The 22412-nt window shown below is 44.9% G+C and carries 20 protein-coding genes; 7 read left to right on the top strand and 13 right to left on the bottom strand.

Annotated features, from left to right (window positions below; all coding sequences use genetic code 11):
• Positions 1-132 precede the first annotated feature (132 nt).
• Together WJR50_RS18745 and WJR50_RS18740 are read left to right on the top strand one after the other, a co-directional pair.
• On the top strand, positions 133-1158 hold the full coding sequence (locus WJR50_RS18745; protein WP_341294844.1) for a zinc-binding alcohol dehydrogenase family protein: 1026 nt from the start codon (positions 133-135) through the stop codon (positions 1156-1158).
• A 110-nt stretch (positions 1159-1268) separates the two neighbouring features.
• Positions 1269-1934 (top strand): hypothetical protein, encoded by a 666-nt coding sequence (locus WJR50_RS18740; RefSeq protein WP_341294843.1) that lies wholly within the window; start codon positions 1269-1271, stop codon positions 1932-1934.
• A 57-nt stretch (positions 1935-1991) separates the two neighbouring features.
• Here the strand turns inward: WJR50_RS18740 and WJR50_RS18735 are convergent, their stop codons facing one another.
• From WJR50_RS18735 to WJR50_RS18700, 8 genes are all read right to left on the bottom strand, one after another.
• Complete coding sequence (locus WJR50_RS18735; RefSeq protein ID WP_341294842.1) at positions 1992-2702, bottom strand: Rv2686c family ABC transporter permease subunit; 711 nt, start codon at positions 2700-2702, stop codon at positions 1992-1994.
• Between the two features lie 4 nt (positions 2703-2706).
• Positions 2707-3408 (bottom strand): fluoroquinolone export ABC transporter permease subunit, encoded by a 702-nt coding sequence (locus WJR50_RS18730; RefSeq protein WP_341294841.1) that lies wholly within the window; start codon positions 3406-3408, stop codon positions 2707-2709.
• Positions 3405-4256, bottom strand: a complete 852-nt coding sequence (locus tag WJR50_RS18725; protein WP_341294840.1) for an ABC transporter ATP-binding protein — start codon at positions 4254-4256, stop codon at positions 3405-3407. Before WJR50_RS18725 ends, WJR50_RS18730 begins: the two co-directional genes overlap by 4 nt.
• Before the next feature lie 4 nt (positions 4257-4260).
• A complete protein-coding gene (locus WJR50_RS18720; RefSeq protein WP_341294839.1) occupies positions 4261-4920 on the bottom strand; it encodes a TetR/AcrR family transcriptional regulator in 660 nt (219 codons plus the stop codon).
• 215 nt (positions 4921-5135) lie between these two features.
• A complete protein-coding gene (locus WJR50_RS18715) occupies positions 5136-6032 on the bottom strand; it encodes a hypothetical protein (protein ID WP_341294838.1) in 897 nt (298 codons plus the stop codon).
• Positions 6033-6153: 121 nt separating this feature from the next.
• Positions 6154-7254, bottom strand: a complete 1101-nt coding sequence (locus WJR50_RS18710; RefSeq protein ID WP_341294837.1) for a formylglycine-generating enzyme family protein — start codon at positions 7252-7254, stop codon at positions 6154-6156.
• A gap of 210 nt (positions 7255-7464) precedes the next feature.
• On the bottom strand, positions 7465-8154 hold the full coding sequence (locus WJR50_RS18705) for a response regulator transcription factor (protein ID WP_341294836.1): 690 nt from the start codon (positions 8152-8154) through the stop codon (positions 7465-7467).
• The gene (locus WJR50_RS18700; RefSeq protein ID WP_341294835.1) at positions 8138-9490 is read right to left on the bottom strand and encodes a sensor histidine kinase; all 1353 of its coding nucleotides are present in this window, start codon (positions 9488-9490) and stop codon (positions 8138-8140) included. The genes WJR50_RS18705 and WJR50_RS18700 overlap by 17 nt, the downstream gene beginning before the upstream one ends.
• A 131-nt stretch (positions 9491-9621) precedes the next feature.
• On the opposite strand from WJR50_RS18700, the gene WJR50_RS18695 reads away from it, so the two are divergent.
• The 3 genes from WJR50_RS18695 (at position 9622) to WJR50_RS18685 (ending at position 12961) form a co-directional block, all read left to right on the top strand.
• The gene (locus WJR50_RS18695; RefSeq protein ID WP_341294834.1) at positions 9622-10836 is read left to right on the top strand and encodes a hypothetical protein; all 1215 of its coding nucleotides are present in this window, start codon (positions 9622-9624) and stop codon (positions 10834-10836) included.
• Between the two features lie 92 nt (positions 10837-10928).
• On the top strand, positions 10929-11867 hold the full coding sequence (locus tag WJR50_RS18690) for an aldo/keto reductase (RefSeq protein ID WP_341294833.1): 939 nt from the start codon (positions 10929-10931) through the stop codon (positions 11865-11867).
• Positions 11864-12961, top strand: a complete 1098-nt coding sequence (locus WJR50_RS18685; RefSeq protein WP_341294832.1) for a Gfo/Idh/MocA family protein — start codon at positions 11864-11866, stop codon at positions 12959-12961. The genes WJR50_RS18690 and WJR50_RS18685 overlap by 4 nt, the downstream gene beginning before the upstream one ends.
• A 117-nt stretch (positions 12962-13078) precedes the next feature.
• Here WJR50_RS18685 and WJR50_RS18680 read toward each other — a convergent pair whose 3' ends face one another.
• The 4 genes from WJR50_RS18680 to WJR50_RS18665 all read right to left on the bottom strand — a co-directional run bounded on the left by WJR50_RS18680 (position 13079) and on the right by WJR50_RS18665 (position 20750).
• A complete protein-coding gene (locus WJR50_RS18680) occupies positions 13079-14767 on the bottom strand; it encodes an L-lactate permease (RefSeq protein WP_341294831.1) in 1689 nt (562 codons plus the stop codon).
• A gap of 42 nt (positions 14768-14809) precedes the next feature.
• A complete protein-coding gene (locus WJR50_RS18675; protein WP_341294830.1) occupies positions 14810-17710 on the bottom strand; it encodes an FAD-binding and (Fe-S)-binding domain-containing protein in 2901 nt (966 codons plus the stop codon).
• Between the two features lie 73 nt (positions 17711-17783).
• Positions 17784-19682: a malate synthase gene (locus tag WJR50_RS18670; protein WP_341294829.1), complete on the bottom strand. Its 1899-nt coding sequence runs from the start codon at positions 19680-19682 to the stop codon at positions 17784-17786.
• A gap of 357 nt (positions 19683-20039) precedes the next feature.
• The gene (locus WJR50_RS18665) at positions 20040-20750 is read right to left on the bottom strand and encodes a hypothetical protein (protein ID WP_341294828.1); all 711 of its coding nucleotides are present in this window, start codon (positions 20748-20750) and stop codon (positions 20040-20042) included.
• A gap of 97 nt (positions 20751-20847) precedes the next feature.
• Between WJR50_RS18665 and WJR50_RS18660 the strand changes: the two genes are divergently transcribed.
• Both WJR50_RS18660 and WJR50_RS18655 read left to right on the top strand, forming a co-directional pair.
• Positions 20848-21126 (top strand): type II toxin-antitoxin system RelE/ParE family toxin, encoded by a 279-nt coding sequence (locus tag WJR50_RS18660; RefSeq protein ID WP_341294827.1) that lies wholly within the window; start codon positions 20848-20850, stop codon positions 21124-21126.
• A gap of 18 nt (positions 21127-21144) precedes the next feature.
• Complete coding sequence (locus tag WJR50_RS18655) at positions 21145-21450, top strand: HigA family addiction module antitoxin (protein ID WP_341294826.1); 306 nt, start codon at positions 21145-21147, stop codon at positions 21448-21450.
• A 46-nt stretch (positions 21451-21496) separates the two neighbouring features.
• On the opposite strand, the gene WJR50_RS18650 is transcribed toward WJR50_RS18655, so the two are convergent.
• A complete protein-coding gene (locus WJR50_RS18650) occupies positions 21497-22399 on the bottom strand; it encodes an NAD(P)/FAD-dependent oxidoreductase (RefSeq protein ID WP_341294825.1) in 903 nt (300 codons plus the stop codon).
• Positions 22400-22412: the final 13 nt, after the last annotated feature.

Here is a 22412-nt window from a genome sequence, read left to right as displayed (position 1 = left end):
TCTCAGCCATGAAGTTATTTACAACAACATTTGAATATTGATCATCGTAGAAAATTGCTGAAAAAGGCAAACAATCTAAGAATTTTCCTACTTACTAATTTTGATTGGATTCACATTTTTTAACTCAGCACTATGAAAGCCATTGGCATCAAAACATCCTTACCTATTGAAGAAGCAGAAAGCTTTATTTCCTTTGACGCTCCCAAACCCAGTCCCGAAGCACATGACCTGCTGGTAAAGGTCAAAGCCATTGCTGTAAATCCGGTAGATTACAAAGTGCGGAAAAACAGTGCAGTGGATAAGACTCTGGACCCACCCAAGATACTGGGCTGGGATGCCGTAGGCGTAGTAGAAGCTGTAGGCGATGAGGTAAGCTTGTTTGAAGTAGGTGAAGAGGTGTATTATGCAGGGGTGATCACCCGCTCGGGCAGTAATGCCGAATACCAGTGTGTAGATGAACGTATCGTAGGAAAAAAGCCCAGTTCACTGAATTATGCCGAAGCAGCGGCTTTACCCCTTACTTCTCTCACCGCATGGGAAGCCATCTTTGATCGTCTGCATATCCAGCGACAAAAAGGCGAAGATAAGACCATACTGATCATTGGTGGAGCCGGTGGTGTGGGTTCTATTGCTATACAGATGCTGAAGCAGATGACGAAGTTAAAAGTAATCGCTACCGCCTCCCGGGATGAAACCAAAGACTGGTGTCTTCAATTGGGTGCGGATGAGGTTGCCAATCATCATAATCTTGTGGAATCAGTACGCGCTACTGGTATCCAAAACGTAGATTACATTCTGAACTTCGCCGATACCGACGGGCACTGGGATGCTATGGCTGAGCTGATCAAGCCGCAGGGAGGCATCTGTTCTATCGTGGAAAATAAGCATGAGCTGAACATGCGTGCCATCCGCTCCAAAAGTGTTTCCTTCTCCTGGGAGCTGATGTTTACCCGTGCTATGTTCCAGACCGAAGACATGATAGAGCAGCACCATATCCTCAATTCTGTGGCCGATCTGATTGATCAGGAGATTCTGAAAACCACTCTTAACAAAACCCTAAACGGACTTACCGTAGAAAATCTCAAAGAAGCGCACCGCATACTGGAGTCAGGCAAAGCCATCGGAAAAATAGCGATTGTGGTGGATGAGGAGATATGACTTGCGTACTAATGCTTGGTCAGAAATGATCACTCAAATTCCGTTACGCCAAAAGGTGGAACTTTGCTGAAAATCTCACATTGCCCTTAACCGTATTTGACCTGATCAGCATGAAATTTGAAGTTTGTAACGGACATGTCTATACTTCAATATTATACTTCGCTGATATGCCGTACTTCATTACGCTCACTCTGAGTCTGATTTTGATCTCCTCTGCTCACTGTCAGGAGTTGGCGCAGGATGGATATCTGATTCTTTCTGGTGGAGATACCCTTCATGGTCAGGTACAGCGACTCAAGGAAACTTTTGGAGGTGTAAAGTTCTTAAACAAAATCAGGTACTGGGATGCGGAGGGCAAACGGAAGAAATATGCAATGTCTCGTATTGCTGAATATAAAGTAGGCAATGAAGTATACCGAAAATATCGGCTGGAAGAAGCGCAGGTCTTCAGCCTCTTGAACAGTTATTACCAGCTTGTGCCTTATGGAGGAGAAGAAACATTTTTGAGAGTTTTGAAGGAAGGTCCCTTATGCCTGTACGAATATGAGTGGATCGATGGAACAGACGATTATATTTCCAGCTTTCCCCTGTTCAAGCGTGCCGATGAAAAGATGATGGTTCGTGCAACCCAGGGCATTTTTGGCTTGAAAAAGAAAGTGCTGCGCTCCTATTTCTCTGATTGTCCGGAACTACAGCAGAAGTTGGAGTCAGGCTTTTTTAAACTTCCTTTTGAAGTAGTCAATTACTACAACGCACAATGTGCAAGCCCTTACTAAGCCTATTCATAGGCACCATGCAATGGGCGCCATGCAATGGGCGCTATGCAATAGGCACTACGCAAAATGTACCTTGGAAAACTTTCTCGCAGTAAGCACCAGCAGCACTATAAAATAGATGAAACCTGACACTGCCTGCCAGAGGAAAGCACTGCCCTCTATCAGGTGGTTTAATCCCTGAAAAGCCCAGTGGGTAGGAAACACACCAAAGAGAAAGCTAAATGTCTTTGGTACAAAAAAGGCTACCACCGGAAGTATTACAGCAATGTTGAATATCTTGATCCACACCATGCCTTCCATTTTGTTTTTAGACAGTATGGAAATCCCCAGGGCATATACCGGAACAATCACCCCCGCCAATATAGAAAATAGCAGACTGGCCCATAATGAAAGTCCATAAAAAGGCTGTATGATCAGCAGTATCCAGGTAAGCAGCACCGTCAGCAGGCAAGGGATGATCATTCGGAAGAGGATGAAGCCAACCTTAGAGACCGGCAATACGCCATACACCTTAGCTACTTCCGTTTCTTTTTCATCAATGAATACCATACTGTAGATGAAACCAAACATTTGAGTAGTTTCAATGGTCGCCACAATCAGCACATAGGGCACATACTCACTTACGGCTCCAAAACGGCTGACCAGCCAGGGCAGAAATAGATTGATCAGCAGATAAATCAGGCCGGGCAGAAACAGAAATACCCGGAGCGAAGCATCTCGGAAGATCAACTTAAAATCACTGAGGGAGACTTTGATGAGTTGGTTCATGGGATCAGGCGTTTACGACTTTGGACATAAAAACACGGTACACTCCCCAGTACAGCAGGGCTGACCATCCTATGACAGACCCATAGCTGAAGATCAGTTCAGACCATGCTGTATCGCTTTGATAGGAGTTGGCAATAAGATTCAGACTGCCGTAAGAAGGCATGAGCCGGAAAAACCAGATATCGGTTACCCCAAAATAATTGAGCAGGGGCAGGTTGACAAAGATCAGCAGCAGAGGTATGGAGCGGAGCGTAAAATGCATAAACTCTGAAGTATAGCACACCAGATACAAACCCGCCAGGCAGGCAAGTATACAAATACCAAAAGTCCCGACAGAAAAGTGTAAAAAATGAAAAGAAGTCCCTACGGCTGCCAAAGCCATACCCACCGCACATAGCCAACCTACAATGGATAAAGTCAGTATGCGAGAAAGCAGGTAAATGTGGTGATTGACAGGTGTTACAAACAAAGCCGAAAGTACCTGCTGATTCCTCTCCATAATTACCGACAGGCCGATAAAAAACATACCGATGATGGCCGGGTCGTTCAGGATCAGCAAAGTCAGTACTTTGTCCATATTGTCTAAGCCTTTCAGGGCGAAGAAGATCAGTGCGTAGATCACCGTAACCGCTATGCTGATAGATATAATATTGTTGCGGGTCATGATCATGAACTGCCATTTCATCTGTTGTATCAGTGCTTTCATGCCTTCAGTGCTTTTCCGGTAACCTGAATAAAAACTTCTTCCAGCGTAGCTTCCAGGGTATTGATTCTGAGTAATTCTTCCTGCCTGATGAAGCTTAAAAAGGATTCATTATCTCCTAGCTGCTCCATAGGAAATTCAGCGGTTCGTGCATCTTTCAGCTCTACTTTCACCACATTTTTACCGTGCTGATGCTTTAGTACGGAAGGTTTTTCGGTCACCCGTAACTGTCCGTCCACAATAAAAGCTACCCGGTCGCAGAGTTCATCGGCGGTATTCATATTGTGGGTAGTAATGAAAATGGTTTTGCCCTCCTGCCTCAGTTTCAGAATGTGCGCTTTGATCTTGTGCGCATTGACCGGGTCCAGGCCTGCTGTTGGTTCGTCAAAGAAAAGAATATCCGGACTATGCATAATGGCACGGATAAAATTGAGGCGCATCTTCATTCCTTTGGAGTAGGCTTCTACCTTTTTATCCATGCTGTCTGCCAGATCTACCATCGCAAACAGATCAGGAATGGGCAGCAGTTTTTCTTTTTTGTAGAAGGTAGCAAACAATTCCAGGTTTTCTTTTCCGCTGAGTTTGAGATAATGGTTAGGCAACTCAAAACCTACGCCTATGCGCTCCAGATACGCTTTACCCCAGTGGTTGAGCGGTTTGTTTTCTATCAGCACTTCTCCTTCAAAACCATGCAGTATTTTGTAAAGAATTTTCTGCGTAGTGCTTTTCCCGGCTCCCGAAGGCCCCAGAAAACCGAAGATTTCTCCCTGGCCGATCTCAAAATTCAGCTTTTTCAGTATTGGCTTGGTACTGCCGGGATAGGTAAATGAAAGGTTATTTACTTTAATCATGTGATTATTTTGCTAATGCCTGGCGAAGTAAAAAGATATATTCATCTACAGTTTTCATAAGCAGTTGCTCTTTCTGATCTGCGTATACCGGTACTTGTCTTTGAATGCTTTCCTCCGGATTTACATCATAGAAAAGCTGCATATGATCATTGATGCTCAGGCTGGTTTTGTACAGAAAGAAAGCCATTGTGTTCGGCGGAAGATCATCTCTAAAATATCCATGTTCCACTTCGTAGCGGATCATCTCGGTAAAGGCTGCTATGGTTTTTTCCTGAAACTTTTCATGGATCTCCTGGATAGAGGGTGAGTTGATATTTTTTGCCAGACTGTACAGAAAATGACTTTGCAGCGGATTCTCCAGATCAAACTTCACCCCTTCTTCATACAAAGCTTTGAAGTATGCCCAGAAATCCGGATAATCTTCTCTTTTCAGATGACCAATATATTTTTGCTTTACCGCACCGCATTCTGCTACCAGAAAAAGGAAGAGGTCCAGCTTGTGCTCAAAATACTGATAGACACTTCCCTTAGCAATGCTCAAAGATTTAACTACTGAGCTAAGTGATGCTTCATCATAGGATTTGATGCTAAACTCCCTCAGAAAGCCATCTATCAGCTTCTTTTTCTTCTCTGCTTTAAGGTTATGAAAGGTTTCCTTTGGCATAAACTTGGTGATATGACTGTATGGTCACAAATATAAGAAGAGTTTTTCAGATATATGACCGAGTGGTCATTTTTTATTGCGTCTGCATTAAAATCAGACGAAAGCTCAAAGGTTTAAGACGACAGGATAGTATTCAAAAGGGCTTTCAAAGGACTCGTTAGGCCTCAAGTCACAGAAGGGGGTATAAATATGAGATTCATAAGTTAAGAGAAAGATTATTTACAATCGGTATTTGCAACAGCCATTACACGTACTTCATTCATGAAAAGCTTGTTATCTTCCATCATCAAATTCACCTGTAATGGAGGTAATTTCTCTTTCTTAAACCTGAGGGTAAGCTGAGCTGTACCGTTTTCAAGCGGTTCAAATTCATAAGTTCCTTTCTGTCTGCCGGCATACTGCTTCCATGCTTCTAGGGCTCCTTTGCGAGAAATATCTGAGGAGAAGCTGCCATCCGGACAGAGGTAAAGGTTACTTTTATGAGGATCGCTCTGCGCATGATAATAGGTAAAAATATGCTTATCAGGTAGAAAGGCTTGCCAGTCAAAAGGTTCCCGGGCAGCGCTGGGATCAGGTTTTTCAAAAACCAATGACTGCATAAATTCTTCCTGCGACTGCCCGGCTTTGGGCATCTGCTTAAGATTACCCACTAAAAAGGAAATAGCACATTGTCCAAACGCTCCACATTTGGCGTAGCCTACGGCTTGATAATCAGGGCGATTACTAAAACTAAAATTCTGAATGAGCATATTTTCTTCTTGCTTCGGGGCACCCTGAGGCTGAGAAAGAATACCGGAGGAAATCTCAATAGGCCGTTCCCACCTTTGTTTGATAGCAGTTAAGTTATCTTCTATCGCAAAAGTATATATTTCTACATCAGTAGTAACATGAGTAGGAACCAGTAAAAAAAGCTCGGTATCACGAGGAAGAGCGCCGTGCCAGCCCAAAGGCACTTCACCACGAATGCCGTATGTAGGAGAATACAGTTTATCGCCTGCTTCATAAATCATACCCGGCCGCATTTTCTCATCATTCTGGGCCAAAACTGAGGTGTGGTGGAGCAGTATAAAAGCGGTGCAAAGGAGTGCCAGCTTAAGGTTGATTGCTTTCATAATAATTTAGGTTCACAGACTGTTTACCTGACCTTATCTAAAATAAGAAATATATGTTTACAGCATCCAAAAGCTACATATTTATACCAAGCTTTTTTTCTTTGCCCCTCAACTCAAGCTTCTACATCTGCGCATTGGCATCTTTGACACAGCGAAAGCCCAAGTGCTCCTGCCCTGAATCAATGGAAGTAGCCATACGGGCACTGGGACGATAGTTACTGCAATACTGCTCACTACACAAAAAAGAACCTCCTTTGATCACTCTCTTTTCGGCATAAGGCTCAGTAGGGTCATAACTGGACTCCGGGCCAGTCGGGTCTTTACAGGCTGCCATACCTGCCAGTTGGTTACGGGCATGCGTATCGGGGCGGTACCAGTCGGAACTCCACTCCCATACATTACCAATCATATCGTACAGGCCATAGCCATTAGGTTTGAAGCTCTTAATGGGGGCCGCTCCGGTAAAGCCATCCTGTCCGTTATTATTGTAAGGAAAATTCCCCTGAAAAAAGTTAGCCAGGTATTTGCCATCGGGCATCAGTTCATCACCCCAGGCGAAAGCTTCGCTACCCTTTCCGCCCCGGGCGGCATATTCCCATTCTGCTTCGGTTGGAAGGCGTTTACCCGCCCACTCAGCGTAAGCCTGGGCGTCTTCATAAGCAATATGTACTACCGGATAATTGTCTTTACCTTCAATGGTACTGCCTGGCCCACTCGGATGCTGCCAGTCGGCACCTGTCTGCCAGGCCCACCAGCGGGAGTAATCATCCAGAGGTACGGCCTGATGAGGGGGAGCAAAAATCAGCGAGCCAGGCTGCAAAGCTTCTTCAGGAGGACGAGGAGTTCCGGGAGGAAGTTGCTTCTTCAGCTCTTCCCAGTCTACCGGACGTTCAGCTATGGTTTTATAGCCAGTTGCTTCTACAAATTCTCTGAACTCGGCATTGGTCACTTCATGCGTATCCATCCAGAAGCCGGAAACCTCTACCAGGTACTCAGGACCTTCAACACGGGTGGCGGTTTCGTCTTCACTGCCCATCGTAAATTTACCTCCCGGTATCCACACCATGCCTTCGGGTTGCTCACCGGGTATAGGCTGACTATGATCAGATGAAGAGGATGTATTGGAAGTCGTTTTGGTTTGTTTTTCTGTAGTAGTAGTTTGAGAATCGCTGCTACAGGCAGCAGTAAAAAATAAAACTGCAAGCAGAGCAGATAATTTCATGAAGTTCATTCCCTCAGTATTCATAGGTCGTATAGCGTTATTCTAGGGCTGCGAAATGTATTTTTCAAAATTCAATGCGTTCAATCTAAGCATTATCCTCTGTTCAGAAAAGATTTTACTTGATGCATTTCGTCCGATTGAACAAGTTACTGACTAAAAACTATAGAGAAAGCGGCTAAGTTCATTCATAAAAAATTTGTGGGAAAGGGTTTAGCCGTTTTCTTCCAGGATAAATCCCTTGCCATGTACATTGATGATTTGCAGCTTAGGATCATGACGCAGGTACTTGCGTAGGCGAGCAATATGGACGTCCATGCTGCGGCGGTTGAAATAATCACTTTTTCCCCAAAGCTTTTTGAGCGTGATGCTTCTATCCAGCAGGCTGTTTTTTTTCTCAAATAGTAACCTCAGCAGTTTCATCTCTTTTTCGGTGAGCTGGGCTTTCTGATTTCCCCATACCAGACTCCGGCTTTGCCAGTGGATGCGATAGATGCCCAACTGATCTACCTCATTCACAGGTATTTTGGGATCGGACCTCCGGAGTACCGCGCGTATTCTGGCTACCAGTTCTTCTTCGTCAACCGGCTTTATAATATAGTCGTCAGCACCGATTTGGAAACCTTTGAGCTTATCCACCTTCATAGATTTGGCGGTAAGAAAAATGACTGGCATATCAGGCTGAGTAGATTTGATATGTCTGGCCAGGGCAAAACCATCCTGCTTGGGGAGCATCACATCTATGATGCAGAGGTCAAAAGCCTGCTGCTGAAATATTTTCTGAGCGACCATGCCATCCTCACAGAGCGTAACTTCTAACTCCTGCATTTGCAGGTACTCTCGCAAAGCATAACCCAGGGTAGGATTATCTTCTACCAAAAGAATATTAGGCTTTGTAGGCATGCACTTGCGGTTGAGGGTGGTACAGAGGAAAAGTAAACATAAAAGTAGTGCCTACACCCTTCTTGCTTTTGAGCTGTATTAAGCCTCCATGCAGCTCAGTTATGAGCTTCACATAGCTCAGGCCCAGCCCGAAGCCTTTGATATCATGTGCATCTCCCTGCGTCACCCGATAGAATTTATCAAAGATATGCTGCTGGTCAGCTTCGCTGATGCCTATGCCTTTGTCTTCTATACTTAATTTTATTTGCTCTCCGGCAAGCTGTGTTTTTATGAAAATCTGAGGAGTATCAGGGCTGTATTTCAACGCATTATCCAGAATGTTTTGCAGTAAGTTGAGCAGATGGCGAGGGTCAGCGTACACAAAAGCTGATGGAGCATTTAGCGCACAATTTATTTCTCCTCCTCTGCTTTTTACCTGATAAGCATATACCGGCAGGCTTTGGCGAATCAGCTCGTGTAAGTCAGTTTTTTCAAACTGTATGGGAAGCTTACCCTCTTCAAAAGAAGCGAAATCCAGTACGTGCTCTATTTTTTGCTTTAGCAGTTGGTTTTCTCTTTCTAATAAATTTAAAGGCTCAGCCAGCTTTTGGTAATGACCAGTCTGCTGATGCTTCTGTATAATCTTGAAAATCACCGAAGAAGCAAATACCGGAGTTTTCAGCTCATGAGCCAGATTGTTGATAAAATCGTTTTTCATCTGTGATACTCTTTTTTGCCTGCCCAATGCAAACAAGGTACTCATGAAGCTACCCATGAGCAGGAGCAGAAAGAGAAATGACAGCACCAGCAGCCATAAAGTCTGTTGAATCAGAAACCAGAATTCATTATGAAAGAATATACCAAAGCGGTACTGCCCTTCACCCAGGGCATTTCTCACACGATAGCCCGCCCTTTCAGAGTATTTTTGAAAATCTGAAAGCTCCTTGGCTTCTGCTGAAGAACTGATGATCAGGTCTTCTTTAACCGTGTGGTAGAAGGCAAAGTCGTAGCGCAGAGAAGAAAGATGAAATGCCTGAAGCACACTGTCCATCATATGCTGCACCCGTTCCCGGCTGCGGTCCACGAGCGTTTGAGGAAGAGGCTCTTGCTGCTGATAAGCCGTAAAAATCTCAATCAGGTCTTCACTGGTAGACTGGCTGTCTTCAATCTGATGATGCATATCCAGCAGCACATCCTGCATGGTATCTTGCAATTTACGCTCCTGTAGCCGCACCTCCACATTGATCCAGTAAGCCTGTATCATCAACAGACCAATCAGCGAAAGACTCACCAGCCAGGTCAAAGCCTGGTGATGATGCTGAGCCAGGCTAATCCATTTTTCTCTAAGGGATATCATCTATGTCGATTTAGCAATAACATCCTCTGATTGCAAGTTTTTAACATTCCATTAACCTATTTAACGCTTGTTTAGCACCCTTTAACCTCCCCTTATCCCAATGTTGTTCACATAATATTTAGCATTGTAACATGAAAAAGTTAATATGCTTTCTGCTTATGCTGATTTATGTGAATGGTGTTTATGCTCAAGAGAGGCTGAATGTCTTTTTAGATTGTGATGACTGTCCCGAGGATTTTATTCGTCAACGGATTGATTTTGTCAACTTTGTGCGGGATCGTAAGGTCGCTGATATTCATGTATTCATCACCCGGATTTCATCAGGAGGAGGAGGCTCTTCTTATGAGCTGAATTTTCTGAGCCTGGATGATGATCTCAAATCAAAAGTAAGCATCCGGGTAGATGCCCTGCCTACTCAAACTGAACTGGAGAAAAATGAACAGCTTCTGCATCATATCAACGCTGGCCTCACACCCTATGTATTTGATTACAGCACTTATGAGCTAAAGCTTGAGATGAAAGACAGGCAGGAGGCTGTAGATGAAAAGTTAATCACTGATCCCTGGAACTTCTGGGTATTTGAGATTGGAGGAGAAGTAGATTTTGCACAGGAATCTAACCAGGCAGAGTATGAACTAGAAGGAGAAATTGATATAGAAAGAACTACTGAGGAGTGGCGAATACGCAGTGAGTATAATATTGCTTACGAAGAAAGAAAAGTAAAGCGGCAGAGTGAAACTTTAATATCTTATCTGAAAGAGTCAGAAGGAGAAGCGTCAATTGTGAAAAGCCTGAATAACCATTGGTCAGCAGGAATATTTGGGCAAATGAGCAGCAGTACGTATAACAATGTTACCTTCGGTACCCGCTGGCAGGCAGCGGTAGAGTATAACCTCTTTCCTTACCAGATGTCGGCCACACGAGAGTTTACCTTCGCTTATATGGTGGGTCCGCAGTTTTTTAATTATGCTGACGAAACGATTTATAATAAAAATTCAGAGCAACGCTATTTACATTCACTGCGGATTATCTATGATACCCGCCAGCCCTGGGGCAGAATAGAAGCCGAACTGGAAGGGGCTAATTACTTTCATGACTGGCGTAAAAACCGTGCAGAACTTGAAGCAGGGATTGCGCTCAGGGTGTTTAAAGGTTTGTTCTTACGTTTGGAAATGGAAGGTGCCATTATTCGCGATCAGTTGTTTTTACCCAAAGGCGATGCCAGCCTGGAGGAAATCTTATTAGAGCGTCGTGCGCTTTCTACCGACTACGAATTGGGTTTTAGCGTGGGCGTAGCCTACACCTTCGGCTCTATCTATAATTCCATCGTCAATACCCGTTTGTAATAAGTTGTGGCTTAATTTAGGGTGAAAAGTATCTACTGATAATTTTTTTATATTAGAGGAAGTAATCAGTTGATATACACAACCTTAAAGAGATGGAAAATGCAGGCCCAGGCCTTTCGCGTAAAGATTTTTTGCGAACCTCCTCGCTTTCGCTGGCAGGGCTGTGCCTAATGCCGAGTCTGACTACTATTGAAGAGAAAGAGCGCATTTTTCGTACGATTCCTTCTACTGGCGAACGTATCCCGGCCATTGGTATGGGCTCCTGGCTCACTTTTGATGTAGGCAGCTCGGAAAGTGAATTAGCCCCCATGCGGGAGGTTTTAAGAACTTTTACTAAACTGGGTGGAGGCGTAATTGACAGTTCACCCATGTATGGCCGTTCTCAAAAGGTCATTGGCGAACTGGCAGAAGAGTTGGGCGTGAAGGATAAGCTCTGGGTAGCTACTAAGGTCTGGACCAATGGAGAACAGGCAGGAAAATCTCAAATTGACGAGTCAGTCAATCTATTCCACAAATGGCCGGCTTTGGAACAGGTACACAATATCCGTGATTTCAGGACACATATCCGTACCTTAAGAGATCTGAAAGAAAAAGGCAAGCTCAAATATGTGGGCGTTACCCATTATGTGGACTCCGCTCATGATGATCTGGCTGAACTGATACGTGCTGAACCTCTGGATTTTATACAGATCAATCTTTCTGTACGGGGCACCGCTGCCGAAGATGAGTTACTGCCTCTGGCCGCAGATAAAGGAGTAGCAGTAATTATCAACCAGCCTTTTGAAACCAAAGCGCTCTTTCGTACTGTTGAGGGCGTACCTTTGCCTCCCTGGGCTAAGGGCTGGGACATGCCCAATTGGGCTTCTTTCTTTTTAAAATATATTATTTCCAATCCGCATGTGACTTGTACCATTCCGGCTACTACGCAGGAAGCACATGTCAGAGAAAATATGGCGGCCGGATACGCTCCGTTGCCGGATGACGTTACGAGAAAAAAAATGACTACATACTATAACCAACATACACAATGATCAACCGCAGGAAATTTTTAGGACAAAGTTTAGCAGGAATGTCGGGGCTGGCACTCAGCACTTCCGCTTTTTCAAACATTATCATTCCCAACCAAAACAGAAAACTAGGTGTGGCTCTGGTAGGGCTGGGTTATTACAGTACAGATCTACTGGCTCCGGCATTGCAACAGACTGAGCATTGCGAACTAAGAGGTATTGTGACCGGAACGCCGGCCAAAGCAGAGCGATGGAAAGCCCAGTACAACATTCCCGACAAGAATATCTACAATTACGAAACGATGGATGAGGTAGCCAACAATCCCGATATAGATGTAATCTACATCGTGTTGCCGCCTTCCATGCATGCCGAATACAGCATTAAAGCAGCCAATGCTGGGAAGCACGTCTGGTGCGAAAAACCCATGGCGATGACGGTAGAAGAATGCCAGAGCATGATTGACGCCTGCAACAAAAACAAAACCAAGCTGAGCATCGGCTACCGCCTGCAGCACGAACCTAATACCCAGCAGATCATTCAGTTTACCAAAAACAAAACCTACGGAAAAGTAGAAACCGTAAGCGCCGCAGCCGGTTACCGTGAAGGCAGAACCGACCACTGGAAGCAGAAAAAAGAAATGGGAGGCGGTGCGATGTACGATATGGGCGTGTATCCTCTGAATGCTGCCCGATATTCTACCCAGATGGAACCCATTGCCGTCACTGCCCGTGCTTCCACTACCCGCCCTGAGATTTACCACGAAGTGGAGGAAACCATGGAGTTTGACCTGGAATTTCCCGGAGGTGTTACTGCGGACTGTATCACCAGCTTTGGCAAAAGCATGAACAGCCTGATGGTCAATTGCAGTGAAGGCTGGTACAAGTTAGAACCTTTTCAGGCGTATAGCGGCATACAGGGTGAAACCAGTGATGGCAAAAAGCTAAATGAAAAGTTACCCAATATGCAGCAGGCCAAGCAGATGGACGATGACGCCCTGGCGATACTCAACAACAAACCCATGCTGGTGCCCGGCGAAGAAGGCTTAAAAGACATCCGCGTTGTAGAAGCTATTTACAGATCAGTGGCTCAAAATAACGATAAAGTAGCAATTTCTTAAAAAATCAGCTATAGAAGGCGGCTTTCGGGCCGCCATTCTTATGCAATTTTTAAAGCCTCATGGTAGAGAAGTGCTGACATGTATCATCTGACAAGGGAAGCAAAGTTAAACCCTCAGTCAAAGCGGATGATTACCTCCAAAAAAACTTAAGAAAATCAGTCCCAAAAGTCCAACCACGATCACATAGTAAAGCGTAGGAATAATGGTTTTCCGAAGGATAAGTCCTTCCTTGCCCAGATAACCAACGGTGGCCGAGGCCGCTACTACATTGTGTATGGCAATCATATTTCCTGCCGCAGCCCCTACCGCCTGCAGCGCGACGATGAGGGTGGTAGGCATGGCCAACCTTTCTGCCACGCCAAACTGGAAGAAACTGAACATGAGATTGCTCACCGTATTGCTTCCTGCAATGAAGGCTCCCAAAGCTCCGATGGATGGCGCAAACAATGGGTATACCTGACCTACATGAGCGGCTACCCATTCTGCCATCACGATAGGCATACCCGGAATATCCAATGGGTTGATACCGGAATTGATATAGATGCGCACCATGGGTACAGTAAAGATCAAAACAAATCCCGCCCCCAGCACCATTCGCCCACTTTCTGACAAAGCGGCTTTGACGTCAGGCAGTTTCATGTGGTGCAGAAATAGCGTAATCAAGCCTACTACCAAAAGGATGGTTCCCGGCAGATACAAAGGCGTACTGCTGGCGGAAATACCTGTGCCCAGGATTTCTTCATAACTGATGGCTACGCTGGTCAGGAGGGTTTTGAAAGGCAGCTGGGGTAAGCGGCTCAACACCAGCAATCCGGCTGCAAAAAGATATGGTGCCCAGGCTCTTATAAGCGAAAATGAAGTATCCTCCTTTTCATCGTCCAGTTGGATATCCAGGGTACCCATCCATAACTTAGGCCAGCTTTTTCTTTCGGGAAAGTCCCAGCTTTCTTTGGGCAGCAGAAAGCCTCTTTTGGCAGCCGTCACTACAATAGCCATCCCTACCAGTGAACCCAGTAAAGAAGGGAACTCTGGTCCCAAGAAAATTCCGGTCAGCACATAAGGAATCGTGAAGGATAAGCCTCCAAACAGTGCGAAGGGAAATAAAGCAAGCCCTTCCTTCCAGCTTTTCTTTGCTCCGAAAAAGCGGGTCATCATGCAGATCATAAACAAAGGGATCAGCGTACCGGTGATCGCATGCAATATCGCTGCGTTGGTCGTGACCAACTGTATGTAATCCGAAAAGCTGAGGCTTGCTGCCTGCAGTTGTTCTTCTACATAAGCCCCTTCTAATCCTCCTCTCACCCCCACCAGTATGGGTGTACCCACTGCCCCAAAGGTGACCGGAGTGCTTTGCACCATCATACCCAGCATCACGGCAGCCATAGATGGAAAGCCCATGGCTACCAGGAGAGGCGCGGTGATCGCTGCTGGAGTGCCAAAACCTGCCGCCCCTTCAATAAATGACCCAAACAACCAGACGATGATGACTACCTGTACCCGCCGGTCCTGGCTGACACCGGCAAAGCCCTGCCGTATTACCCGGATAGCTCCGGAATAGTTGAGCAGGGTAAGCAGCAGGATAGCACCAAAGATGATGTAAAGAATGTCAAAGGTGATGAACAAACCCTGTATGGTGGAGGCTAAAATGCTGGTGAGGGGAAAATCCCAGGCCAGGTAGGCTACTACTGCGGTGAGCACAAAACCCAGCGGCATGCTGGTCCTGGCAGACAGGCGAAAACCTACCAAAAGTACGGCTACCACCAGGATGGGCAAAAGAGCAAGAAAGGACAATAAAGAAAGTGACATAGTCTGATCTGGATATGGTTAGTCTTTAACGAAGGCCTGAGGTTAACTTCCTGAATTTTCTACCTCTTCAGATGAAGAAACAGCCCTGATCACCTCAACCCAATGCTTGGGCTTGACGCCGGTAAAATGTTCAATCTGATGACGACAACTAAATCCGTTGGCTACCAGCGTAGTGCCTTTCTCCATAGACCTCACCGCAGGAAAAAGAATGCTCTCCCCAATTTTGGCAGAGATATCATAATGCTCTTTTTCGTAGCCGAAGGAACCAGCCATACCACAACAACCGGAAGGGATTTCTCCCACTTTTTGACCCGTATGCCCGCAGATGGATTTCATGGCTTTGGTGCTGTAAAGCGCTTTCTGATGACAGTGCCCGTGAATGAGCATATCACCGGCTACCGCTTCAAAACTTGTTTTTAAGTTTCCTGAGCCCATTTCTTTGGCCAGAAATACATCAATCATCATCACCTGAGCTTTGAGTTGCTTGGCCAGGACTTCATCTTCCAGCAGGTCGGGCAGGTCATCGTTGAGGGCGGAGGCGCAACTGGGTTCACATACCACGATGGTCAAACCCTGATCCAGATAAGGTTTCAGCTTTTCAATAGTTTTGGCCCCTTCCTTTTTGGCGTCTCTTAAAAAGCCGTGGGAGATTTTGGGGCGCTGGCAGCAACCGACATTGGCGAGTATCACCTCATAGCCGCAGGAATTGAGCAATTCCAGGGCAGAAATCCCGATCTGCGGTTCATGAAAATTCAGGTAAGTATCAGCAAAGAGAACGACTTTTTTACTGCTCTTGTACTTATGATTGTTATTTTCAAACCATTGATAAAAAGGTTTTTTGGCGTATTTGGGCAGCGTTCTCCGCTTGTCAAAACCCGCCAGACTTTGCATAGCAGACCTGAACACAGCCGATTGCTGGATCGCATTTACACCCTGGGAGAGCGTACCTGACAGAAGCGCTGCTGCTTTGGAAGAATCCCTGATCAGGCGGTCGCGTAAAGTGATGCCATGTTCATCGTAGTAGATTTGGGTTACATCGCTTTTCATCTTTGCCATATCCACATTGGAGGGGCATTCTGATTTACAGGCTTTGCAGGACAGGCACAAATCCAGCACCTGATGCAGACGTTTACTACTCAGCCCCTCCTGATCCAGTTGGCCGGACATCGCCAGGCGCATGGCGTTGGCCCTGCCCCGGGTGGAGTGTTCTTCATCACGGGTGGCTTTAAAACTGGGGCACATGGTGCCTCCCAGCATTTTCCGGCATTCCCCTACACCCGTACACATATGCACCGCTTCTCTGAAGCTGTTTTCAAAACGATACTGAAATTCAGTTTTTACGGGTTGATCAGCGTATTTTGTGCCATAACGAAGATTGTGTTCTATGGTCTGGGCCTCCACGATCTTACCGGGATTCATCACATTTTCCGGATCAAATAGTTTCTTGATATCCCGGAATGCCTGATAAAGTTGCGCACCAAAAAAGCGCTCATTGAAGGCGCTTCTTACCAACCCATCCCCATGCTCTCCGCTCCAGGAGCCGCCGTAGCTGACCACCAGTTCAAAGGTTTCGTTGGCAATGTTTTTCAGGTTTTCTATATCCTGCTCCTGCCTCAGATCCAGGATAGGCCTGACATGAATAACACCCACGCTGGCATGCGCATACATGGCCACTTTGGTATGATGTTTTTCACAAATCTTCAGCACCTTGTCAATGTATTCGGGCAGTACTGCTACCGGTATCCCGGCATCTTCAATAAAGGGCAGAGGCTTTTTTTCTCCTTTGATGCCCAGCATCAGCCCCAGACCCTTTTTTCGTACAATCCACACATCATCATACTCTTTTCCTTCCGGAAAAAGCGGATAGGCGTAGCCAATTTTCTTGCTTTTCAACACTTCAATCATCGCCTGAGGACGCTGCATCACATCTTCAAGGGTTTCTCCGAAGAATTCTACGATCAGGATAGCGGCAGGCTCTTTTTCAATGAAATGGCAGTGTTGTTGGGTCATGAGGTTTTCCTTGCTCAGCTTCAGCACAGTTTCATCTAAAATCTCAATGGCCGAAGGCTGGAAGGGAAGCATAGGCTGCACCGCCTGTATGGCTTCTGCCAGTTCAGAAAAATGCACTACGGCCACCGATTTGTATTTGGGCAGAGGCTCCAGATTGAGTTTAAGTTCCAGAGAGATTGCCAGCGTGCCTTCGCTACCGGTAATGAGTTTGGCAAGATTCCAACGGTCAGTGTATACAAATTCATCCAAGTTGTAGCCACCAACCCGGCGCATTACTTTGGGAAAACGTGCTTTGATTTCAGCCTCCTGCTGTTGAATGGTTTCCTGAAAGCCACGATAAATTTGCCCTTCCCTGTCGTTTTGCTGAGCTTTCTCCGCATAAGCTTCAGGACTTAGTTCGTGCAGGTACAGTTCGGTGTCATCGGCGAGCAAGACTCTGGCCGCAAGTACGTGGTCCACCGTTTTGCCAAAGAGAATACTTTTGGTGCCGGAAGAATTGTTGCCTACCATTCCCCCAACGTTAGCCCGGCTGGAAGTAGCCGGATCGGGCGCGAAGTGTAAGTTGTAAGCTAACAGCACCTCATTAAGCTCATCTCTGACCATGCCCGGCTGCACCCTAACCCATTTTTCTTCGGTATTGATCTCCAGAATTTTGTTCATGTACTTGGAGAAATCCAGCACCAGCGCATCAGCTACTGTTTGTCCGGCCAGGCTGGTTCCACCTCCTCTGGGCAAAAGCTTCATTTTATGTTTTGCCGCAATTTCTACCGCTTTTTTTACATCGTTTTCATTTTTGGGTAAGATGATGAGCAGGGGCTTGATCTGATAAATACTGGCATCGGTAGCGTACATGCCTAAGGAATATTCATCTTCCAGAATGTCTCCTTTGATGCACGCTTTTAACTGTGACAACACCGCTTGTTTGCCATCCATAGAGTAATTAGTTTAGGTTGTTCGCAATGATCCGCTATCAAAACGCTCAATGCCTTTTGAATATACTGATTCGCTACTTCTCAGGCAGCATAAAGTCAAGGTTTTCCGTAATACGGGTACCATCTTTTTCAAAGGCCTCCTTGTACTGCCTGATTCTCTGCTTGGCTACATCCAGATTCTGGTTGTTGAGATTGATATTCAGCAGGTCAATGAACCAGGGTAATTTTACTTCGCTGAGCGTATACACTTCCACAATTTCTCTTGAAATGGGCAGGGTAGTCGTTTTAGAAGAGTCGTACACATCTTTATCTCTGGCTTTCAGCAGTTTTTGATATTCTTCTTCCAGCAGCTTCTCAAATAAGTATTTGCTGAATACATCTCCTGCTTTAGTGCCAGTCTCAGAATCAACTTCAGTAAGTTTTGCTCCTTTATGAATCCACTCCCATAGGATGCTTACCCTGATTTCACCGGTAGCCATATCTTCCATCAGGTACAATACATCATCATTGCCAAAAAAATCTGCGGGCTTCAGTGCTGCTGCCTGCATTCCCTGTCCGAAGGCATTGCCGTATTGCAAAGCCACGCTGATCAGGTTGCGTGCTCCCCGAATGGTGGTTGGGGCGGGTTCCAGTAAGATCAGACCATCTGCTGCCTGCTGGTTGTAGGTAAGAGGAGAAAACTTTCTGCCTAACTGATTTGCCTCTCCCACTTTTTCCCATACCGGTCTGATGATGTGCACCATTTTCCAGTGGGCTACCCATTTGCCACTGGCACCTTCCCGCTGTTCGCGTTCGGCACCGGCCAGCGCTTTTTTCATGCTGGCCGAAACGCCTTCTTCCGATCCTACTGGGATATTTGGCTCCATGCCTCCCTGCCATAAAGCAAAATTTCCATTGAGATCAGGCGTATTGACAGCCCGGCGTACCCGATCTTCGTAATTGCGCATATATCCGTAAGTCATACCAATGGCTTCAATGTCAGGATTGATGAAGCTTGGGTCCCAGGCCATGGCATCGGCCACACTGTTGATATAATCCCAGCGGCCAGTATTGTATCCTACAAAATGCTTTCCCAGGGCCGCCCGGATTTCCATGAGCTGATAAGTGGCTTCCAATTGCTCCACCAGCACATACACTTTGATAGTTCCCTGCTCAAGACCGATATGCTCTTCCAGCGCATCCATCATCGCATTCCATACGGCTGCTTCTTCGGCAGTCTGGATTTTGGGTAAGTACAACACTATGGAAGAGTCTGCTTTTTGCAGTGCCGGATGATTATTTACTACGTATAGAGTCAGGTCTGCAATAGAAGCTGCCAGTGCATTACCTTCAACATCCCTGATGTGGCGGTCATCCAGGTGCAGGCCGCGGGCGCGGAATATTTTGGTGGTGAAATTGAGCTGCTCTTCCCAATCCGTAACAATGTCCTTGCCGAAGAAACTCTGTGCCCAGCGGTTCATTTCTGTGGCTACCTGTTGGGCAACTTTCAGGAACAGAGGGTCTTTACTAATGGCCAGCTTTAAATTCCGCTGATTGTCCAGCGACATGGTATGGGTTTGTCCCAGGGCATCTTCTCCATCAAACATCCAGCCATCGGCTCCGGAAAGCAGCGCATAGGCTACATTGCGAATGCTGCTCTCTAGTGGAGCATCAGGCTTTGCTGCAGGGCCGGTACCCTGTATCCACTGCCTTTGCAGATCAGGAGGAATTTCAGTGCCTTCAAACTTACCCTCACGGGCATCCTGCACTTTGATCTGAGTACGGGGAATCAAACGGTCGGGATCTAAGAAGCCAATCTTTTTTTTCTGTTGCTGCCGCGCTGTTCTTCTTTGGATACGGGAAGCCATGACTGCTTTGATATCACTGTTAAAGTGAGCCATGGAGGCAAGCGCAGAAAGTGCCTCAGGGGTATATACATCGCTATATGTTTCCTGAAGGTTGTCCCGAATGTTTAGGTGCTTGTTCGTCATCATTGATATTTAGGTTGTTATAGATTCCATTGCGCTTTGCAGTGAAAAAAATTAGTATTAGCTGAATCCTCGCATCAGATTGCGGCCTTTGACAAGCGGAATAAGGAGTTTAGTGAGCCAAAGTCGTCTTTGCTCAAGATATGCATTAGCAGCGATGAGAAAAAGCTGAATATCAAAATTCCTATCCGGTAGGCTAGCGAGATAGGTGATGACAGTAAGTATTAATTATAAGTTTTTATAAATTGTCTGGCGAAGGATTTTACTAAAAATTAAGGTTGTGGACGCTTTCTAATATTCTGTAGAGCGGCATTATAGCAATGTTTAAAAGCTACTTACATAAAAACAGAAATATGTAAGCTCTTACTTAAAGCCAAATACATAAACAGGGTATGGTCCAGACTCTTCTAATAGTTGAAAATATAATTGAGCTTTAATATTTGGTTTTATAGGAACAGGAGAAGGGGAATACGTCTCTTTAAGTGGAATACTATATTCTACGTCAATATTTCGTATAGACCCAGTACCATTTTGTATATTATCCACAGGTAATACAATATCTACCACATCTCTCTTTCTATCTATCTTTACTTTTAACGTATTCCAGTTTACATCATATATACTTTCTAAGTTAGCAGATGCAGGTCCCTGAAATATTGAATCGGGATATTTTACGCCAATTAACTTAAATCCGTAAGGATATCTGTTTTCTAAAATTTCAGTTGATCCATCGTATTTGAAATCAAAAACCTCCCCACTTCCACCATTGAACTCATAAATAATTTTATCTCCTTTTTTACTGTCATCTCCTGTATCAAAATAAACAAATACACTAAATACGAATGCTATTATTGCAGTTATTTGGAAATAAGGGCTAGAAAGAATTCTCTTTATTATATTCTCCTTTTCAAGACCTAGCGTTTGAGCTAAAAGTGTTGGATCAGCTTCGGATTTTATCTTTTTAAATAACTGCTTTTTATTTAAGGTATAGTATCCTTTTAGCTTTGCTCTTTTTGCTATAACTAACAGTTCGTTTCTGCTTTTGCTTCTTAAAGTATTTTCTATTTCACTCATTTACATAAAATAAGTTGGAATGCATAGCATTAAATTAATAAAAAGGAGTTATATATCTACTAGTTGATACTTGTAACGTTTCGTGTTACATTTGAAAATGATTGAAAGTATCAGACATAAGGGCTTAAAACGACTCTTTGAAAAAAATGATAGTTCAAAGTTGCCAGCTGAGCACTTACGAAAGATACGGATGATTTTAGGCATTATGCATAGGGCAAAATCATTGAATGATATCAATTATAGTGGTTCTGGTCTTCATAAATTGTCTAGTGATTTGGCTGGTTTCTTTGCAGTTAAGGTTTCAGGCAATTATAGAATAATATTTCGTTTTGAAGACGGTTCTTTTCATGATGTGGATTATGTAGATTATCATTAAAATTTAACATAAAAAATTATGCTGAAAATGGGAATGCACCCCGTGCATCCGGGGGAGATATTAAAGGAAATGTATATTGATCCTTTAAATTTGACTATTACAGATACGGCAAAAGCTTTAGGAGTGGCTCGTAAAAATCTATCAGCGATTGTAAACGGGAAAATGGGAATTAGTGCAGACATGGCAGTTCGCTTGTCAGAAGCATTTAACACTTCTGCAGAATTATGGGTTGGCTTACAGAAAGATTATGATCTATGGCACTCAGAACAAGCTATTGATCGGAAAAAAATAAAACATCTTTATCAGGAACAGGCCTTAGACTAAGCTTTCTTAAGATGTCTATACTGTAAGTCTCGACTGGACTTTGACCCTACACAAACTCCTCCTCGCACAGTTTATGATTCACTGCGGCTCCGGCAGTGGTGCCGCTGGCTACTGCGACAGAAACGGCACGCATACTGCAATTATCTCCGCAGGCAAAAACACCTTCCACAGTAGTTCTTTGCAAATTATCTACTTTGATCAGACCCTGCTCACTCAGTTCACAGCCCAGTTTTTCAATAATATCTGAGCTTTGTATAAAATCCGGCCGGGCATACATCGCCTCTACCGAAGCTTGAGACCCATCATGAAAAGTCACTGCCTGAATTTTCCCATCCTGATGTGCTATGCTTTTAATCTCTTTTTCAATCATCTCAATATGATGACCTCGGATGATTTGGGTTTGTTCCACGCTCAGGGTAGATTTCCCATTGGTAAAGAGGATGAGGTCTTCTGTCCAGTTGGAGATTAATTGCACAAAGTGAAATCCCATATCCCCATTGGCCAGGAGGCCGGTTTTCTTATGCCTTACCTCATAGCCGTGGCAGTATGGGCAATGCAAAATAGAAATGCCCCAGCACTCTGCAAATCCGGAAATATCAGGCATGATATCTTTGAGGCCGGTGGCAAAGATTAATTTTTTTGCAATAAAACTTTCTCCTGACTGTGTCTCAATCTCAAAACCCTCATCAGTTTTTTTGCCACTTACAGCCTGCCCTGCATAAAAGCTGACAGTATCATATGCCTGTACCTGCGCCCTGGCTGCACTTGCAATTGCTGCCGGCGTTTTTCCGTCCTGAGTGATAAAATTATGCGAATGAGGGGTTTGCCGGTTACAAGGCAATCCACTATCTATTATCAAAGTATTCCTCAGAGCCCTACCTAGACTCATTCCTGCTGAAAGTCCTGCGTAGCTACCTCCAATGATGATGACCTCAAATGTATTGCTCATATCCATTTTTTCT

Source organism: Catalinimonas locisalis (assembly GCF_038039535.1).
GTDB lineage: Bacteria > Bacteroidota > Bacteroidia > Cytophagales > Cyclobacteriaceae > Catalinimonas.
This window is presented reverse-complemented; position numbering and strand designations above follow the sequence as displayed.

Excerpts from the sequence above, each read along its gene's own strand:
- WJR50_RS18745 (WP_341294844.1), top strand. The coding sequence starts at position 133 with ATGAAAGCCATTGGCATCAAAACATCCTTACCTATTGAAGAAGCAGAA.
- WJR50_RS18740 (WP_341294843.1), top strand. The coding sequence starts at position 1,269 with ATGAAATTTGAAGTTTGTAACGGACATGTCTATACTTCAATATTATAC.
- WJR50_RS18735 (WP_341294842.1), bottom strand. The coding sequence starts at position 2,702 with ATGAACCAACTCATCAAAGTCTCCCTCAGTGATTTTAAGTTGATCTTC.
- WJR50_RS18730 (WP_341294841.1), bottom strand. The coding sequence starts at position 3,408 with ATGAAAGCACTGATACAACAGATGAAATGGCAGTTCATGATCATGACC.
- WJR50_RS18725 (WP_341294840.1), bottom strand. The coding sequence starts at position 4,256 with ATGATTAAAGTAAATAACCTTTCATTTACCTATCCCGGCAGTACCAAG.
- WJR50_RS18720 (WP_341294839.1), bottom strand. The coding sequence starts at position 4,920 with ATGCCAAAGGAAACCTTTCATAACCTTAAAGCAGAGAAGAAAAAGAAG.
- WJR50_RS18715 (WP_341294838.1), bottom strand. The coding sequence starts at position 6,032 with ATGAAAGCAATCAACCTTAAGCTGGCACTCCTTTGCACCGCTTTTATA.
- WJR50_RS18710 (WP_341294837.1), bottom strand. The coding sequence starts at position 7,254 with ATGAAATTATCTGCTCTGCTTGCAGTTTTATTTTTTACTGCTGCCTGT.
- WJR50_RS18705 (WP_341294836.1), bottom strand. The coding sequence starts at position 8,154 with ATGCCTACAAAGCCTAATATTCTTTTGGTAGAAGATAATCCTACCCTG.
- WJR50_RS18700 (WP_341294835.1), bottom strand. The coding sequence starts at position 9,490 with ATGATATCCCTTAGAGAAAAATGGATTAGCCTGGCTCAGCATCATCAC.
- WJR50_RS18695 (WP_341294834.1), top strand. The coding sequence starts at position 9,622 with ATGAAAAAGTTAATATGCTTTCTGCTTATGCTGATTTATGTGAATGGT.
- WJR50_RS18690 (WP_341294833.1), top strand. The coding sequence starts at position 10,929 with ATGGAAAATGCAGGCCCAGGCCTTTCGCGTAAAGATTTTTTGCGAACC.
- WJR50_RS18685 (WP_341294832.1), top strand. The coding sequence starts at position 11,864 with ATGATCAACCGCAGGAAATTTTTAGGACAAAGTTTAGCAGGAATGTCG.
- WJR50_RS18680 (WP_341294831.1), bottom strand. The coding sequence starts at position 14,767 with ATGTCACTTTCTTTATTGTCCTTTCTTGCTCTTTTGCCCATCCTGGTG.
- WJR50_RS18675 (WP_341294830.1), bottom strand. The coding sequence starts at position 17,710 with ATGGATGGCAAACAAGCGGTGTTGTCACAGTTAAAAGCGTGCATCAAA.
- WJR50_RS18670 (WP_341294829.1), bottom strand. The coding sequence starts at position 19,682 with ATGATGACGAACAAGCACCTAAACATTCGGGACAACCTTCAGGAAACA.
- WJR50_RS18665 (WP_341294828.1), bottom strand. The coding sequence starts at position 20,750 with ATGAGTGAAATAGAAAATACTTTAAGAAGCAAAAGCAGAAACGAACTG.
- WJR50_RS18660 (WP_341294827.1), top strand. The coding sequence starts at position 20,848 with ATGATTGAAAGTATCAGACATAAGGGCTTAAAACGACTCTTTGAAAAA.
- WJR50_RS18655 (WP_341294826.1), top strand. The coding sequence starts at position 21,145 with ATGCTGAAAATGGGAATGCACCCCGTGCATCCGGGGGAGATATTAAAG.
- WJR50_RS18650 (WP_341294825.1), bottom strand. The coding sequence starts at position 22,399 with ATGAGCAATACATTTGAGGTCATCATCATTGGAGGTAGCTACGCAGGA.